Here is a 14,869-nt window from a genome sequence, read left to right on the forward strand (position 1 = left end):
TATTTCAAAACTTTACGAATAGCTTTGTTTTTTAGATAATTCACATATGAAGCATTTACTAATTATTATTCTGATGTGTACTGTAAATAAAGCATTTACTCAAAATCCTTTTGCAAAACTTCCAAAAGTAGAATTGCACTTGCATTTAGACTGTTCCTTGAGCTATGAATGTGTTAAGCAATTAAAGCCAACTATTACTGAAGAGGAGTACAATGAATCATTTATAGCTCCCCCAAAGTGTACAGATCTTGCCGATTATATTACAAGAGCAATCAAGGGCTTTGAATTGATGCAGACAAAAGAACAATTAAGAATAGTTACATTGGACTTGTTCAAACAGTTAAAAGAAGATAATGTAGTATATGCGGAAATTAGATTCGCACCGTTACAGCATACAATGAAAGGGTTAATGCCAACTGAAATTGTAGCAACAGTTAATGATGCTACCGAAGAAGGGATTAAAAAATATGGAATTGAAGCAGGAATAATTTTATGTACACTAAGGCATTACAGTGAAGCCCAAAGTATGGAGACTGCTGAGTTAGTGAAAAAGTTTAAAGGGACTCATGTAGTTGGTTTTGATATTGCAGCAGATGAAGCTGGGTTTCCGATTAATAATCATATCAAAGCATTTGAGTTTGCTAATCAACATAAAATACCATGCACAGCACATGCCGGAGAAGCAAAGGGTGCAGAAAGCGTATGGGAAACATTGAAATTTTTTAAACCGAAAAGGATTGGGCACGGTGTCAGAAGTGCAGAAGACATCAATCTTTTGAATTATTTAAGAAAGAATGAAATTCATCTTGAAATTTGCCCTACAAGCAATGTTCAAACGAATGTGGTAGATAAAATTGAAAATCATCCTATTGAAAAAATATACAATCACGGAGTTTCAATGAGTGTGAATACAGATGCAAGAACAATTTCAAATGTTACACTAAGCTCAGAATATCAATTATTAAACCAAAAATTCAAATGGGATGTAGCGCATTTTAAGAAATGTAACTTAGCAGCAGTCAAACATTCATTTTGTTCTGAAGCAGTTAAGAAAAAGATTTCCCTTTTAATTAACTCATCATATTAGTTTAAAAATTCGATCGAGCATTTCTGAATTACCGAAAGGGAAGCGACAAAGCATTAATAATTGATTAGGGGAGTTTCAAATAATTTGTGAACGAACTTAGCTATTGGATTTATAGATAAAAGATGGTTTCAAAAAATTTGCGAAAGAGCATTTCTGAATTGCTGAAAAGATAAATAAACATGGATTGATAATATATAATGAAGCAATTCAGGGCAGCGAGTGAGCAAATTTTTGAAACAGCTCTATTAAAAAGCAGCTAGTGATCAAATTATTTGAACTCCCTTATAATTTAATCTAAAGCATCCCCTCGTCCGCAAAGCTGAAATATCCTTCATGACTCACAATAATATGATCCGTCACCAAAATGTCTAAAAAAGAAGCCGCATTTTTAATTTTTTTGGTCAGCATTTCGTCCGCATGACTGGGTTTCAGGTTGCCGCTGGGGTGGTTATGACATAGAATAATTCCGGTGGCATTGCGCTCCAACGCCTTCTTTAAAATGATGCGCGGGTCGGCCACTGTACCGGTGATGCCCCCTTCGCTCACAATTTCAAAATGAATGATGCGATTGGCGCGGTTCAGTAATAAAATGGCGAAAACTTCTCTTTGTAAAAATTGAAGGGTATTCTGCAAATAGCCGGCAACGTCTTTGCTGCTGCTCACCTGTTTTTGTTGGATGGGATCTGCCTGGCGGCGGATGCCCAGTTCAAGGGAAGCCGCAATGGCAATGGCTTTGGCCTCGCCCAGGCCCTTTATTTTCAGGTTAACCATGTCTTTCACACTCATAGCAGCGAGTTTCTGTAAACTGTTTTCACTGGCCATTAATAAGTGTTTGGCAATGTCGTTGGCACTGAGGAATGCATTCCCGTTATTAATTAAAATGGTCAGAAGTTCGGCATTGGAAAGGGCCGAAGAACCGCGCTGCATCAGCTTCTTGCGGGGTTGATCATCCACCGCCCAATCTTTAATAGAAAATTTCCTCATAATATAAACATTGCTTAAATCAAAATACGAAAACCATTCTTATTTAAATACCTTTGCGCCTTACCCACAATCATATGAATCCTTCTGTTAAAATTTTTTCTGGTACAGGATCGCAGAAATTGGCCGAGAAAATTGCCCAGCGTTTTGGAGCCTCCATTGGTAAAATCAATATCCAGAAATTCAGCGACGGCGAGTTTCAGCCCGTTTTCTTAGAGAGTATCCGCGGTGATTATGTTTTTTTAGTGCAAAGCACGTATGCTCCCACCGACAACTTAATGGAGCTGTTGTTAATGATAGACGCGGCTAAAAGAGCCAGTGCCTACAAGGTAATTGCGGTAATTCCGTATTACGGATTTGCCCGTCAGGACCGTAAAGACAAGCCCAGGGTAGCCATTGGCGCTAAGTTAATTGCCACATTGCTGGAAGCTGCGGGTGCAGACCGTGTAATCACCATGGACTTACACGCCGCCCAGATCCAGGGATTCTTTGATGTTCCCGTGGACCACCTGGACAGTTCAGCGATATTTATCCCCTATATAGAACAATTGAAGCTGGAAAATTTGGCATTTGCCGCACCGGACGTAGGTAGTACCAACCGGGTGCGTGAAGTAGCCAGCTATTTCAATGCAGAAATGGTGATTTGCGACAAACACCGCAAAAGAGCCAATGAAATCGCCAGTATGGTGGTAATTGGTGACGTAACAGGTAAAGACATTGTATTGGTAGATGATATCTGCGATACAGGCGGAACCCTTGCCAAAGCAGCAGCTTTGCTAAAGGAAAAGGGAGCCAGAAGCGTAAGAGCCCTGATTACCCACCCAGTATTAAGTGGAAAAGCCTACGAAAATATAGAAAATAGCGTTTTGGAAGAGCTGGTGGTATGTGATACCATTCCGTTGAAGCAGGAGTCGAGCAAAATAAAAGTCATTTCCGTGGCTGATTTGTTCGCTATTGCCATCCGGAATGCCTATGAAAACAAGAGCATAACCAGTCTTTTCATACATTCTCAGTTAAAAAACCGCAGATAACAGGGATTTTCCTTACTTTTGCCGTCCAAAATTTTAAAACATGAATACAATTACAATCGAAGGTGTTCTGAGGACCGAACATGGCAAAAAAGCCGCCCGCCAGATTCGCTCTCAGGAAAATGTGCCGGGTGTAATTTACGGGGGTGCCGAGGAGATTAATTTCTATGCTCCGGCTAAGGCTTTCAAGCCATTAGTGTACACTGGTGAATTTCAGTTGGCAGAAGTTTCTGTAGGTGGAAAAAAATACAAATGTATTTTGAAAGACTTACAGTTCGACAAAGTAACCGATAGCCTACTACACGTAGACTTATTGGAGCTAGTAGATAACAAAAAAGTAATCGCTACATTACCTTTAAAGTTCACTGGTACTTCAGTGGGTGTAAAGAGTGGTGGTAAGTTGGTAACCAAAATGAAGTCTTTAAAAATTAAAGCACTTCCTAAGGATCTAACTTCTGCAATTGAAGTAGATATTACCAACCTTGAGTTAAACGGAAATATCCGTGTTGAAGACGTGAAAGCGGCTAACATGGAAATCTTGAACTCTCCACGTATTCCAATTGCTTCTGTAGTAATGACTCGTCAGTTAAAGCAAGAAGAAGCTTCTGCAGCAAAAGACGAAAAGAAGAAATAATTACAACTTCTTATACAAGAGAATCCCGGTTGTTATACAATCGGGATTTTTTTATGGCTGATACAATGGGATATTAATAAAGAAAGTACTACCGATTCCCTGCTCGCTGATGGCCCAGATTTCTCCTTTGTTCTTGTCTAAAAACTCCTTGCACAATTTCAATCCCAAGCCCGTACCTCTTTCCTTATCGGTACCATGGGTTGAAATAATTTCTTCCGCAGTAAACAGGGAATCCAATTGTTTCTGGGGCATTCCCATACCCGTATCCCGAACCGAAATGGTTAACTCTTTATTATTACGGGAATGGTTAATTACAATGCTGTGTTTCTTTTTGCTGAACTTGATGGCGTTCGATAAAAGATTGCGAACAACCACTTTCAGGTGGTCGGGATCCATCCAAACCAAATCGTCAAAAGCTTCAAACTGAATCTGCAAATCCTTGGCCAACCACTGTTGTTTCAGCAGCTCAATTACTTCTTTAATAATGATGGAAGCATTCACGGCCTGGGGCTTGGTAACAATACCGTTCAGCTGACTCTGGCTCCAGGTAAGCAGGTTGTTCATATTGTCCTGCAGCTGATCGATCTGTTTGGTAAAATGATGAGACAGTTCGTGGAATTCTTCTTTGGAAATAAAGTCGCGATTTACCAGATCGAGTGTGCTTTTAATTTGCGCAATAGGAGAGCGCAGATCATGGGCAATAATAGAAAATAATTTTTCCTTGGTTTTATTCAGGGCTTCCAGTTCGTCGTTTTTCTGTTGGATAGCACGCTGACTATTCAATTGCTCAAACTTGAAATATTGAAGGGCAATTACAAAAGACAGTAGTCCGCAACACACATTAAAAATAACCCTTCCGTTCGATACTGTCTCGTAAATGGGTGGATTGAATGACTCGTATTTAACCCACACATAACAAATAACATTAACAGTAGTAATGAAAACGATAAAACGCTTTTCGGAATAATAAATAATGGTAACAATCAGGTTAACCAGCAACAATATTTCATTACCGTTTCTAAACAATAAACTCTGGGTAGTGAAAATAGAGGAAGTAACCACCACTACTATAAAACGGGCCAGGTGCAATTGCCGTCTCGACTGAATAATCAGGATCAGGGTACCCCCCACAAAAAGGGTGAAATTCATTACCGCCAGCAGGTGAAGTCCGTCGAGCGCATTTACTATAGAAAAATAAAGAAACAGCGGAAGTCCAATACCGATAACCAGATTGGTCACCTGGGTTTTTTTCTTTTCCAGAAAAGGCAAATCATCGGTAACGCCAATATTGGCTAAAGCATTCCAGCCTTTCAGGATAAAGGAAATCACGGTTCAAACAGTTTATTAATAGTGTAAATATAACATTATCTGTTCACAGCCGTTATTTTTGCAGACCATGAATAAGTTTTTAATTATAGGATTAGGAAATATCGGCGAAGAATATAAACATACCCGCCATAATATCGGCTTTGACGTGCTGGATGCTTTTGTGCGCAAGCACAATGGGTTTTTCAAAAACGACCGGCTGGCCGATGTGGCAGAAGTGAAATGGAAGGGCAAAACCTTTATTTGCATCAAGCCCACTACCTATATGAATTTGAGTGGAAGGGCTTTTAAATACTGGCAGGACAAGGAAAAGATAGACACGGCCCAAACCCTTACTATTGTAGATGATTTGGCCCTGCCATTGAATAAATTAAGGTTAAGGGGATCAGGATCGGATGCAGGACACAATGGCCTCAAAGATATCCAGCTGGTGCTGGGCACAGACCAGTATCCCAAACTACGATTTGGCATCGGGAATAATTTCCCCAAGGGCCGACAGGTAGACTTTGTGCTGGGCAAATGGCTGGCCGAAGAACAGTATATCGTGAACCAGAAAATAGTGGCCTGTGGGGAGATTATAGAGTCATTTGCCGCTATTGGGCTGGAAAAAACTATGAATACGGCAAATAATTTAAGCTTTACATAATAAAATACACCCTTTCATAGTTATAGTGATGGAATATAATGAGCTGTACTATGAAAATATTTTGCGTTGGCCGAAATTATGCCGATCATGCAAAAGAACTTGGCAACGCTGTTCCTGAAGAGCCGGTTATTTTCATGAAACCGAAGACTGCATTATTGCAGCCCAATACTCCATTCTATTATCCTGAGTTTTCCAACGAATTACATTACGAAGTAGAGCTGGTATTGCGCATTTGCAAGAATGGCAAATACGTAAGCGAAGACCAGGCCCATAAATATTACGATGCCATTACCGTGGGTATCGACTTTACCGCCCGCGATATACAGGCCAATCTGAAAAAGAAAGGACTGCCCTGGGAAAAAGCCAAAGCCTGGGACAATTCAGCCGTAGCCGGTAATTGGGTACTCTTTAGTGAAGAGATGCGCAAAGGGCCCATTGTATTCTCTTTAAACCAGAATGGGAATCAGGTACAGTTGGGCAATACACAGGACATGATTTTTTCGTTTGATCATATTGTATCACATATCTCCCGTTATTTCTCGTTGAATATAGGAGACATGATTTATACCGGAACCCCTGCCGGTGTAGGAGAGTGTTTGGTAGGAGACAAGCTGCAGGGATTTTTAGCGGATCAAAAAATGTTCGAACTCGAGATTAAATAATGTTAACACCCAGCATATTATTACAAGCCTATAAACTCATGATGACTGCCAAGTCTATGAGTGAAACCTACGATGCCAATCGTGCGGTATGTAAATATGTGCACTCCACATCGCGCGGACACGAAGCCATACAACTGGCCACGGGTCTGCAATTGGAGCCCTGCGACTGGGTAAGCCCTTATTATAGAGACGACAGCTTAATGCTGGCCGTTGGTTTTACTCCCTACGAGTTAATGCTGCAATTGCTAGCGAAAAAAGACGATCCCTTTTCGGGCGGTAGATCTTATTACTGTCATCCGAGCAGTAAGGATCCGAATCGTCCTTCCATCATACACCAGAGCAGTGCAACCGGCATGCAAGCCATACCCACCACGGGTTTGGCGCAGGGCGTACAACATTTAGAAAAGAATTTACCGGGCCGATTGCGCAAGTCGGCAGATGGCAAATCTCCTGTAGTAGTCTGTTCCTTGGGAGATGGATGTATGAGTGAGGGGGAAGTGAGTGAAGCTTTGCAGTTTGCAGTATTGAAAGAATTACCGATTGTTTATTTGGTACAAGATAACCAGTGGAGCATCAGTGCCACAGCCGATGAAATCAGAACCACCAATGCTTACGAATATGCAAGCGGCTTTAAGGGATTAAAGCGCATGCAGGTAGATGGCAGCGATTTCATGCGCTGTTTTGAAACCATGGAGCAGGCCGTGAACTATGCCCGCAATGAGCGCAAGCCCGTGCTGGTACACGCGAAAGTGCCTTTGTTGGGGCACCATACCAGTGGTGTAAGAAAAGAATTTTACCGTAGCCGCGAAGACTTATTAAAACACGGCTTATACGATCCCATCCCAAAACTACGATTGTTGTTAACGGGCGTGGGTTTTACCGATGCAGAGATCAATCAGATAGAAGCCGATGCATTGGAATTGGTATTAGAAGATTTTAAGAAAGCACAGGCAGCTGCAGAACCCGACATCAGATCAGTAGAAGAACATGTATTTGTTCCTACACCGGTAAGAGAAGAAGTGGGAGAGCGCGTACCGAAGGGAGCAGAGCGCATACTCATGGTAGACGCGGCATTGCATGCGATAGACGAAATATTATCCGAACACGAAGAAGCGATACTATACGGACAGGATGTGGGTGGAAGACTGGGCGGTGTGTTCAGAGAAGCCGCAACACTGGCAGAGAAATACGGAGACAACAGAGTCTTCAACACCGCGATACAGGAAGCCTATATCATTGGATCTACCGTGGGCTTATCGGCCATGGGCATGAAACCCATTGTGGAAGTGCAGTTTGGCGATTATATTTATCCGGGCTTTAACCAGCTGGTAACGGAAGTATCCAAATCCTGCTATTTATCAAACGGACAATATCCGGTACAAATGCTGTTGCGTGTACCCGTAGGCGCCTACGGCGGCGGTGGACCTTATCATAGCGGAAGCATTGAAAGCACTTTGTTAACCATCAAGGGAATCAAAGTGGTGTATCCATCGAATGCGGCAGATATGAAGGGATTGATGAAAGCTGCCTTCCTAGACCCCAACCCGGTAATCATGCTGGAGCACAAGGGACTTTACTGGAGCAAGGTACCCGGAACGGACACAGCCCGCACTACCGAACCCTCTAAAGACTATGTATTGCCATTGGGTAAAGCCAATGTGGTACAATCGGCCGATATAGATATGGTCCGCAAGGGCGAGACCCTATGCGTAATCACCTATGGAATGGGCGTTTACTGGGCCAAAGCCGCAGCTGAAAGATATGCAGGCCAGGTAGAAATCGTGGACCTGAGAACCCTGTTTCCACTGGACGAAGAAACCGTATTTACCGCAGTAAAAAGACACGGAAAAGTACTGGTGTTAAGCGAGGAACAACAGAACAACTCCTTTGCCGAAGCATTGGCATTAAGAATATCCAACGATTGTTATCACTTTTTGGACGCCAAAGTAGAAGTAATGGGCTCCAAAAACCTACCCGCAGTACCCATAAACGTAGCCCTGGAGTCGGCCATGTTACCCACTGCCAATAAAGTAGCCGAAAGAATCGGCAAATTGTTGAACTACTAGCTTTTTCTTTTTACCGAAACCCCCTATATTTGCACCCCGAAAGGACGGCGAGGTAGCTCAGTTGGTTAGAGCGCAGGATTCATAACCCTGAGGTGATGGGTTCAATTCCCATCCTCGCTACAAAGCCCTGACTTCACATGGAGTTGGGGCTTGTTGTTTCCGACCGCGTCAAAAACTTGTTTTTGTAAGCGGGAGGGAATAACAAGTAGCGGCTGCGGAGCAGCCGCGGGGCTTTGTAAAGCCCCCCAACAAGAAAGTCGGCGCAGCTCCGCTGCGACGACAATTCCCTATCACATCACAAACAGCATTTATTTCCCTAACTTCAAATTCCCATTTTTAAAAAAATTTAAAATTCTACATGTGCATCATATAGAATCATTGGTTTTTGAAGGCGCCACTATTCGAGTAAAAATAGATGGTCAATTTTTCGAGTTGCCAATTTCTAAAGTTTCAGAGAAACTAGTTAATGCTACTGAAATAGAAAGGTCATACTTTAAAATTTCGCCGTCTGGTTACGGTATTCATTGGCCATTGATTGATGAAGATTTGTCGGTAGAAGCATTCTTGCAATAATCCCTGCTGATTTTTTGATATTACAATCTTTTTTATTACATTCACACTACCCCAATTGTTTCTTAAATATTCCTCCCCAATTAATATACTGTTAGTATTCACTGACCTGCGACATTTATGTCTGGGACTCAGGAAGCTTTGCTATATTTAACAAACAACAGTAACCCCTACAAACCAATGGTTATGAAAATAACCAACTGTTGTTATGCAAAAATTACCTGGCAATATACCTGCGGATGATTTACAGCCAGCACATTTGAAAAAATACCTGGTCTTTTGTTTTGAAAAATTGAAACTCTCTGAGAATACGTTACATACTAGGATCAATGCCATTAAGTTCTATTCTGAGCAAGTTTTAAGAAGGGATCGGTTCTTCTGGGAATTTCCAAGACCTAAGAAGCCATTACAGCTTCCTAAACTGCTGAACGAAGACGAACTATGCAGATTATTTAATGCACTCACCAATAAAAAGCACAAGGCAATGCTGTTTACCTCGTATAGTGTAGGTTTGAGGGTAAGTGAAATTGTGCGTTTGAAGATAAAAGATATAGACAGTGAGCGGCTGCAGATATTTATTGAAAATGCGAAGGGAAAGAAAGACCGCTATGTGAATTTAAGCCCAGTATTACTGGATATTTTGCGGGAATATTTTAAGCAATACACGCCAAGACCCAAAGTGTTTCTTTTTGAATCGGAACAGACAGGGGATGCTTATCCTACAAGAACGGTTCAACAGATTTTTAGTAATGCAAAGAGTGCAGCAGGTATTGTTAAAGATGTGGGTATACATAGCTTAAGGCACAGTTTTGCTACCCATTTGTTAGATAAGGGAACGGATATACGATACATTAAAGATTTACTTGGCCACCTTGATATAAGGACTACAGAGCGTTATTTGCATGTTAGCAAAAAGCAACTGGTTAATATTGGAAGCCCTTTAGATGACTAATTTAAGAAGCGGCAGATAGAATGGTAGTCTTCAGAGTTACTGACAATTGCTTTTGTATAATTGAAAGCGAATTAGCCGACAATAATAATTGTATAAATGCATTAACGTAATAACAATACAAAAACTATAATATTAAAACAATGACGCTTAATGCCTATTTCCATTGTTCTCTTTTGGGGGTAGCGTAAATTTAAGTGTTAGCTGTAATTTAAATGACATAAAAAGACTTATGAAGCAATTTACATTTTTATTATTTTTTTCACTCTATGTAGTATGTTCTTACGGACAGACAGGATTTAAAAGGAATGACATTTATTTCGAAGCGGCTGGAAATGGACTTTTTACATCTTTAAATTATGAGAGACAATTAACAAAACAGCCAGGACTTGGATTGCGATTAGGAGTTGGGGTTTATTCAGAAAATGCTTTTTATTTGACGATTCCAGTAGGCATAAATTATCTGTTTAAGTTAAATAATGAAAAATCATTTATTGACGCAGGCCTTGGTGCTACATGGACCCGAATTGATGGTAATTTATTTGGTGACTCGAAAAATTTAAATGGAGATCATTTTGTAAACTTTGTTCCTAGTATAGGTTATAGAAGACACACAAATAATAACTTAATATGGCGAATTAGTTTGACACCAATTGCAAATAAGTATGGACTAGTACCTTGGTTTGGATTTTCTATAGGGAAAAGATTCTGATTAATGTTAACTACAGCTAACAGAAGGCTTTACGCAAGTTGGGCTTTCAGCAATGGCCCATCAGCTTTGGTATTTCAAATGGGCTTAAGTAATTTGGCTTTAACTAATCGAGTTTTTAGTGGCCAAGCCAGCAGTAGGAACACAGATTATCCAACCAGCGTAAAGCCACGGACGTTGGCAGCAAGGCTTTCAAGACACAGTATACTTAAAAGTGAAAGCAAAACTTGAGCATTTAATAATTATTTAAAAGACCTTGATAAATTTTAATTTTGATAACTTAAACATAAAGAATATGGCAAAGAAAAAAGTGTTTGTTAGTTTTGACTATGATGACGACAAAAATTATAGGAACCTTTTAAAGGCGTGGGACGCAAATCCCGAATTTGATTTTTATATAAGTGATTTAACCCCAGGAGAAATTGATACTTGGGACGTCTCCAGAATAAAAGCTGCTTTAACAGCCTCAATCCGAAATGCGACGTATACCCTTGTCATTATTGGAAAAAATGCTAACAAAAGGCATCCTAAAGCGGATTTTATTGGATATAAGAACTGGATAAATTTTGAAATTGCACAAAGCAAAGCCAATCGCAATAGACTTGTAGCGGTTAAATTGGACAGAGAGTATGAAAGCCCAAATGAATTATTAGGTGCAAATGCTTCTTGGGCTATGAGTTTTACAAAAGATTCAATTATTAATGCTCTAAATGAAGCTTCAAGAAAGTAATGGAAGAAAAATCAGTTGAAATATACTACGACCACTATAAGGATACATTTGAAAATATAAAGACATACATTCAAAGACGTAATTATTATACAATTACAATTCTTTGTTTGTTGATGTTTTTATCATTTCAAATTAGTAACCCTGAAAAGACAGTTGAAATTTCAAATGAAATCGTCAAAAAAAATGTTGGTGATGTCCTTATAAATTTCAAATACATAACTCACATACTTTTATTCGCTTTATTGTGGGTTGTAATAATGTACTTCCAAATTCTTTTTGTAATCGAAAAACACTACTCATACATACACGAAATTGAGGCAAGGCTAACAGACAAGTTGAAGCCTTTTGAAATATTAAGAGAAGGTAAAAATTATTTAGACCATTATCCTTGGCTTTCCTCCGTAGTTGACAGGATTTATACAATAATATTTCCTTTGGCATTGGTGTTAATTTCGGTAGCTAAATGGTTCGTTGAAAAGAATAATTTGAATAGATTATATAAGAATTGGAATTTTTGGATTGACACAATTCTACTATTTGGAATAATTATCATTTCGTTACTTTATTTGTCATACAAACATTTTAATGATTTTAAAAAAAAAGACCAACAGGAACTGGTCATTAATTACTCAACAGAATATGTTTAAAGACAATGAAAAAAATGGGAAAGTTCTGATAATAGTAGGAATTTGCTTTACTGTATTCTTTGCAATTGCTTTCATTTTTAACACTGGTGAATTAAGTAGTGGAGAAATTGAACCTAGCATTTGGGGACAATTTGGTGATATTGTTGGTGGATTTGTTGGAACAATAGTGGCACTCGTTGGAGTTTTATTACTCTTTGAAACATTAAAACAACAGCGACGAGCAAACTCAAGACTGCAAGTTGAGACCCGTTTTTTTGAATTACTAAAATTACACCGTGACAATGCATCAGAGATGCAATCTAAAAAAACATTTGGGAGAAAAGTATTTATTGATATCAAAGATGAATTTCACGACTTATATGAATTTGTAGTTATTTGGTATCCCTTAGAAAAAGCAAATATTTCAGAGTCAGTTTGGAAAAAAAATGTCATTCAAATTACTTATCTAATTACATTCTTCGGTGTCAATAATTCTGTTACTGGATTTTTAAAATCAAAAATTAAGGAGATTATTTCCAATGATGAATTGTATACAGAATTTAGAGAAAATTGTTTAGAATTTCTAATTAACGAGCATCAGACTACAAAAGATGAAAATAAGTCAAAGGAACCTTCACAAAGAAAATTTTTGAAGTATGACGGCTACCAATCCGTTTTAGGTCATTATTTTAGACATCTTTTTCAAACGGTCACTTACATTAATGACCAAAATGGATTACTAAATTATCGTGAAAAATATGATTACATAAAGACGTTAAGAGCACAACTTAGCACTCACGAGCAAGCTATTTTTCTTTATAATTCAATTTCAACATTAGGTGAACCTTGGGAGCTTTCTGAACAAATTACTGACCCCGATAAAAAACTAATTACAAAATATAATTTCATTAAAAATATACCGATAGGATTCACAAGACAAATTGAGCCAAAGGATTATTTTCCTGATATCTTTTTTGAAACTGATAATGCCCCGACACCAAACAGAATTGAACTTGAAAAAAAATACACATAGCCCAGCTGCCAACAAAAGTATTTGCAAAAGCAGGGCTGGACTTTGTAACCGCAACTATGTGCAAGCATCAACAGCAGTTCGGGCTCGACGTTCAATCTTCATCATTAGTTTTTAACTTCAACAACATATCTTCAATTGGGCATTTGTTCCGGGCTGGACGAGCAATGAATTCCCTGCCTTCGCAAATACCTGCCCGTTGGCAGCAATTATATTTTATGGATTTAATACAAGAAGGACAATTTATTTTAACTGGCTTATCCAAAATCAATGTGCTCTTAGGAAAAAACGGATGTGGAAAAAGTGGACTACTTAAAAGATTGGAAAGTTTTCTAACTCAACAAAATAATGGTGAAATAAACTATGTAACCCCAGAGAGAGGTGGTTCTTTGCGTTATGAGGCAGGGGTTGAACAAAATGTAATTGCAGGTGAAAATTGGGCAAAAGATCAAAAACGACAAAACCAATGGCCCTCATTCAAGCATTATTCAGTTACACAGTACCGACGACTTGAGACTCTATCACTAAGAGAAATCGAAAAAAATCATGAAATAAGAGCTGATTTCACAAAAACATTTGATACTATAATTCAGAAGATTAATAACCTGTTGACAAATGTAAAAATTGTTAGGGGTACTAAAGGAGATTTTGACATCTTCACAATCGACCCCGAAGCTAAAATAGAACCGCAGCAAATAAGTAGTGGTGAGTCCGAAATAATTGCACTTGCAATCGAATGCTTAACTTTTGAAAAATCATGCGATGCCACATAGCAAAAATTTCTCTTATTAGACGAACCAGATGTACACTTGCATCCTGACTTGCAATCTAAATTTGTTTCCTTTCTCATTGAATTAGTTGCTACAAAGAAGTTTTCTATAATCATTGCGACACATAGTACTGCTATTCTTGGATCACTATTTAATTATGCTGAAGCAAGGTTTTCGATTCTCTCAAACAAAAGTTCGAGTGCAACCTTTAAGCCTATAAACAACATGTACCAAGGCATATTGCCAATTTTCGGAGCAAACCCGCTTTCAAATATTTTTAATCAAAGCCCTATTTTTTTAGTTGAAGGTGAAGATGATGCACGAATTTTTCAACAAGCAATTAGAAGTACTAATGGACAACTAAAGTTATATCCCTGTTCTGTTGATGGCGTTGGGAATTTATCGGCGTACGAGGCTGCAGTTATAGAAATAATTAACGGTGTTTACGATAATGCAGTTGCATATTCATTACGAGACCGAGATGAAGGTTATGAAAACATTGACGATTTGCCCCCTTTGGTTAGGTTCAAAATTTCATTTAGAGCCATAGAAAATCTTATTATTTGTGACGAAGTTTTAGTAACACTAGGAACCACATGGCCACAAATAGAAGAGGAAATTGAAAAATGGCTTTTAGCATTTAATACCCATGAAAAATTTCCAGTCATGCAAGCTTTTAAAAACTCTGGGTATAATAGGAAGGAGTTTGATTTGAAAGAAATCAGAAATATTTTAATAGGCTTAACGAATTCAGCGAAACCATGGGAGATAGCAGTTGGTCAGACTATCGGAAAGCTAATTACCGATCAAATTGCGAAAGATTTTTCTGACAATAAACTCTGTAACTATCTTGGCAACAAGCTTTCAAACAAACTTAAAGCGTAAATAACTGCTTCCAACATCGGCATTGCAAAAGCTGGGCTATTGCACTCGGCCCATCGGCTGTTGGATTTCTGACCAGGCTTCAGTAATTTGACTTTAGTTAATTGAGGTTTTAGTGGCCAAGCAAGCAGAAGGAACATCTTCCCCAGCCTTCGCAAAGCCTTCGACGTTAG

At 38.9% G+C, this 14,869-nt stretch carries 15 protein-coding genes, 1 tRNA gene and 1 pseudogene; 15 read left to right on the top strand and 2 right to left on the bottom strand.

What is annotated here, in order from left to right; all coding sequences use genetic code 11:
* The first annotated feature begins 46 nt into the window (after positions 1-46).
* Complete coding sequence (gene add, locus P767_RS0114550; protein WP_216593240.1) at positions 47-1,087, top strand: adenosine deaminase; 1,041 nt, start codon at positions 47-49, stop codon at positions 1,085-1,087.
* A gap of 294 nt (positions 1,088-1,381) precedes the next feature.
* Here the strand turns inward: add and radC are convergent, their stop codons facing one another.
* The gene (radC, locus tag P767_RS0114555; RefSeq protein ID WP_026765116.1) at positions 1,382-2,071 is read right to left on the bottom strand and encodes a RadC family protein; all 690 of its coding nucleotides are present in this window, start codon (positions 2,069-2,071) and stop codon (positions 1,382-1,384) included.
* A 74-nt stretch (positions 2,072-2,145) separates the two neighbouring features.
* Here radC and P767_RS0114560 point away from each other — a divergent pair, with 74 nt between their 5' ends.
* Together P767_RS0114560 and P767_RS0114565 are read left to right on the top strand one after the other, a co-directional pair.
* Positions 2,146-3,099, top strand: coding sequence for a ribose-phosphate pyrophosphokinase (locus P767_RS0114560; RefSeq protein WP_026765117.1), 954 nt, complete (start codon positions 2,146-2,148; stop codon positions 3,097-3,099).
* A gap of 40 nt (positions 3,100-3,139) precedes the next feature.
* Positions 3,140-3,730, top strand: a complete 591-nt coding sequence (locus tag P767_RS0114565; RefSeq protein ID WP_026765118.1) for a 50S ribosomal protein L25 — start codon at positions 3,140-3,142, stop codon at positions 3,728-3,730.
* 51 nt (positions 3,731-3,781) lie between these two features.
* Here the strand turns inward: P767_RS0114565 and P767_RS17805 are convergent, their stop codons facing one another.
* The gene (locus P767_RS17805) at positions 3,782-5,059 is read right to left on the bottom strand and encodes a sensor histidine kinase (RefSeq protein ID WP_026765119.1); all 1,278 of its coding nucleotides are present in this window, start codon (positions 5,057-5,059) and stop codon (positions 3,782-3,784) included.
* Between the two features lie 67 nt (positions 5,060-5,126).
* Between P767_RS17805 and pth the strand changes: the two genes are divergently transcribed.
* The 12 genes and pseudogenes from pth to P767_RS0114630 all read left to right on the top strand — a co-directional run.
* A complete protein-coding gene (gene pth, locus P767_RS0114575) occupies positions 5,127-5,702 on the top strand; it encodes an aminoacyl-tRNA hydrolase (RefSeq protein ID WP_026752539.1) in 576 nt (191 codons plus the stop codon).
* A 50-nt stretch (positions 5,703-5,752) separates the two neighbouring features.
* Positions 5,753-6,364, top strand: coding sequence for a fumarylacetoacetate hydrolase family protein (locus P767_RS0114580; RefSeq protein ID WP_026765120.1), 612 nt, complete (start codon positions 5,753-5,755; stop codon positions 6,362-6,364).
* Positions 6,364-8,430 (top strand): alpha-ketoacid dehydrogenase subunit alpha/beta, encoded by a 2,067-nt coding sequence (locus P767_RS0114585; protein WP_026765121.1) that lies wholly within the window; start codon positions 6,364-6,366, stop codon positions 8,428-8,430. Before P767_RS0114580 ends, P767_RS0114585 begins: the two co-directional genes overlap by 1 nt.
* A 46-nt stretch (positions 8,431-8,476) precedes the next feature.
* A tRNA-Met gene (locus P767_RS0114590) sits at positions 8,477-8,550 on the top strand.
* Between the two features lie 240 nt (positions 8,551-8,790).
* On the top strand, positions 8,791-9,003 hold the full coding sequence (locus P767_RS17295) for a DUF2442 domain-containing protein (protein ID WP_216593241.1): 213 nt from the start codon (positions 8,791-8,793) through the stop codon (positions 9,001-9,003).
* A 205-nt stretch (positions 9,004-9,208) separates the two neighbouring features.
* Positions 9,209-9,952 carry a tyrosine-type recombinase/integrase gene (locus P767_RS17300; protein WP_051417380.1) on the top strand — a complete coding sequence of 248 codons (744 nt, stop codon included), beginning with the start codon at positions 9,209-9,211 and terminating at the stop codon, positions 9,950-9,952.
* 229 nt (positions 9,953-10,181) lie between these two features.
* A complete protein-coding gene (locus tag P767_RS0114605) occupies positions 10,182-10,661 on the top strand; it encodes a hypothetical protein (RefSeq protein ID WP_026765122.1) in 480 nt (159 codons plus the stop codon).
* 292 nt (positions 10,662-10,953) lie between these two features.
* Positions 10,954-11,388, top strand: coding sequence for a TIR domain-containing protein (locus tag P767_RS0114610; protein WP_026765123.1), 435 nt, complete (start codon positions 10,954-10,956; stop codon positions 11,386-11,388).
* Entirely contained in the window at positions 11,388-12,035 is a 648-nt protein-coding gene (locus tag P767_RS0114615; RefSeq protein ID WP_026765124.1) for a hypothetical protein, read from the top strand. Before P767_RS0114610 ends, P767_RS0114615 begins: the two co-directional genes overlap by 1 nt.
* Complete coding sequence (locus P767_RS0114620) at positions 12,028-13,047, top strand: putative phage abortive infection protein (protein ID WP_172637555.1); 1,020 nt, start codon at positions 12,028-12,030, stop codon at positions 13,045-13,047. The genes P767_RS0114615 and P767_RS0114620 overlap by 8 nt, the downstream gene beginning before the upstream one ends.
* A gap of 215 nt (positions 13,048-13,262) precedes the next feature.
* On the top strand, positions 13,263-13,817 hold the full coding sequence (locus tag P767_RS0114625) for an ATP-binding cassette domain-containing protein (RefSeq protein ID WP_216593242.1): 555 nt from the start codon (positions 13,263-13,265) through the stop codon (positions 13,815-13,817).
* 15 nt (positions 13,818-13,832) lie between these two features.
* Positions 13,833-14,699 (top strand): annotated as a pseudogene (locus P767_RS0114630) (AAA family ATPase); the annotation flags it as partial.
* Positions 14,700-14,869 lie beyond the last annotated feature (170 nt).

Source organism: Sediminibacterium salmoneum NBRC 103935 (genome assembly GCF_000511175.1).
Taxonomy (GTDB): Bacteria; Bacteroidota; Bacteroidia; order Chitinophagales; family Chitinophagaceae; genus Sediminibacterium; species Sediminibacterium salmoneum.

What these genes read in the sequence shown, in the direction of transcription:
- P767_RS0114610 (WP_026765123.1), top strand. Translation starts at nt 10,954, where the DNA reads ATGGCAAAGAAAAAAGTGTTTGTTAGTTTTGACTATGATGACGACAAA.
- P767_RS0114565 (WP_026765118.1), top strand. Translation starts at nt 3,140, where the DNA reads ATGAATACAATTACAATCGAAGGTGTTCTGAGGACCGAACATGGCAAA.
- P767_RS0114580 (WP_026765120.1), top strand. Translation starts at nt 5,753, where the DNA reads ATGAAAATATTTTGCGTTGGCCGAAATTATGCCGATCATGCAAAAGAA.
- P767_RS0114625 (WP_216593242.1), top strand. Translation starts at nt 13,263, where the DNA reads ATGGATTTAATACAAGAAGGACAATTTATTTTAACTGGCTTATCCAAA.
- P767_RS0114620 (WP_172637555.1), top strand. Translation starts at nt 12,028, where the DNA reads ATGTTTAAAGACAATGAAAAAAATGGGAAAGTTCTGATAATAGTAGGA.
- P767_RS0114560 (WP_026765117.1), top strand. Translation starts at nt 2,146, where the DNA reads ATGAATCCTTCTGTTAAAATTTTTTCTGGTACAGGATCGCAGAAATTG.
- pth (WP_026752539.1), top strand. Translation starts at nt 5,127, where the DNA reads ATGAATAAGTTTTTAATTATAGGATTAGGAAATATCGGCGAAGAATAT.
- P767_RS0114615 (WP_026765124.1), top strand. Translation starts at nt 11,388, where the DNA reads ATGGAAGAAAAATCAGTTGAAATATACTACGACCACTATAAGGATACA.
- add (WP_216593240.1), top strand. Translation starts at nt 47, where the DNA reads ATGAAGCATTTACTAATTATTATTCTGATGTGTACTGTAAATAAAGCA.
- P767_RS0114585 (WP_026765121.1), top strand. Translation starts at nt 6,364, where the DNA reads ATGTTAACACCCAGCATATTATTACAAGCCTATAAACTCATGATGACT.
- radC (WP_026765116.1), bottom strand. Translation starts at nt 2,071, where the DNA reads ATGAGGAAATTTTCTATTAAAGATTGGGCGGTGGATGATCAACCCCGC.
- P767_RS0114605 (WP_026765122.1), top strand. Translation starts at nt 10,182, where the DNA reads ATGAAGCAATTTACATTTTTATTATTTTTTTCACTCTATGTAGTATGT.
- P767_RS17300 (WP_051417380.1), top strand. Translation starts at nt 9,209, where the DNA reads ATGCAAAAATTACCTGGCAATATACCTGCGGATGATTTACAGCCAGCA.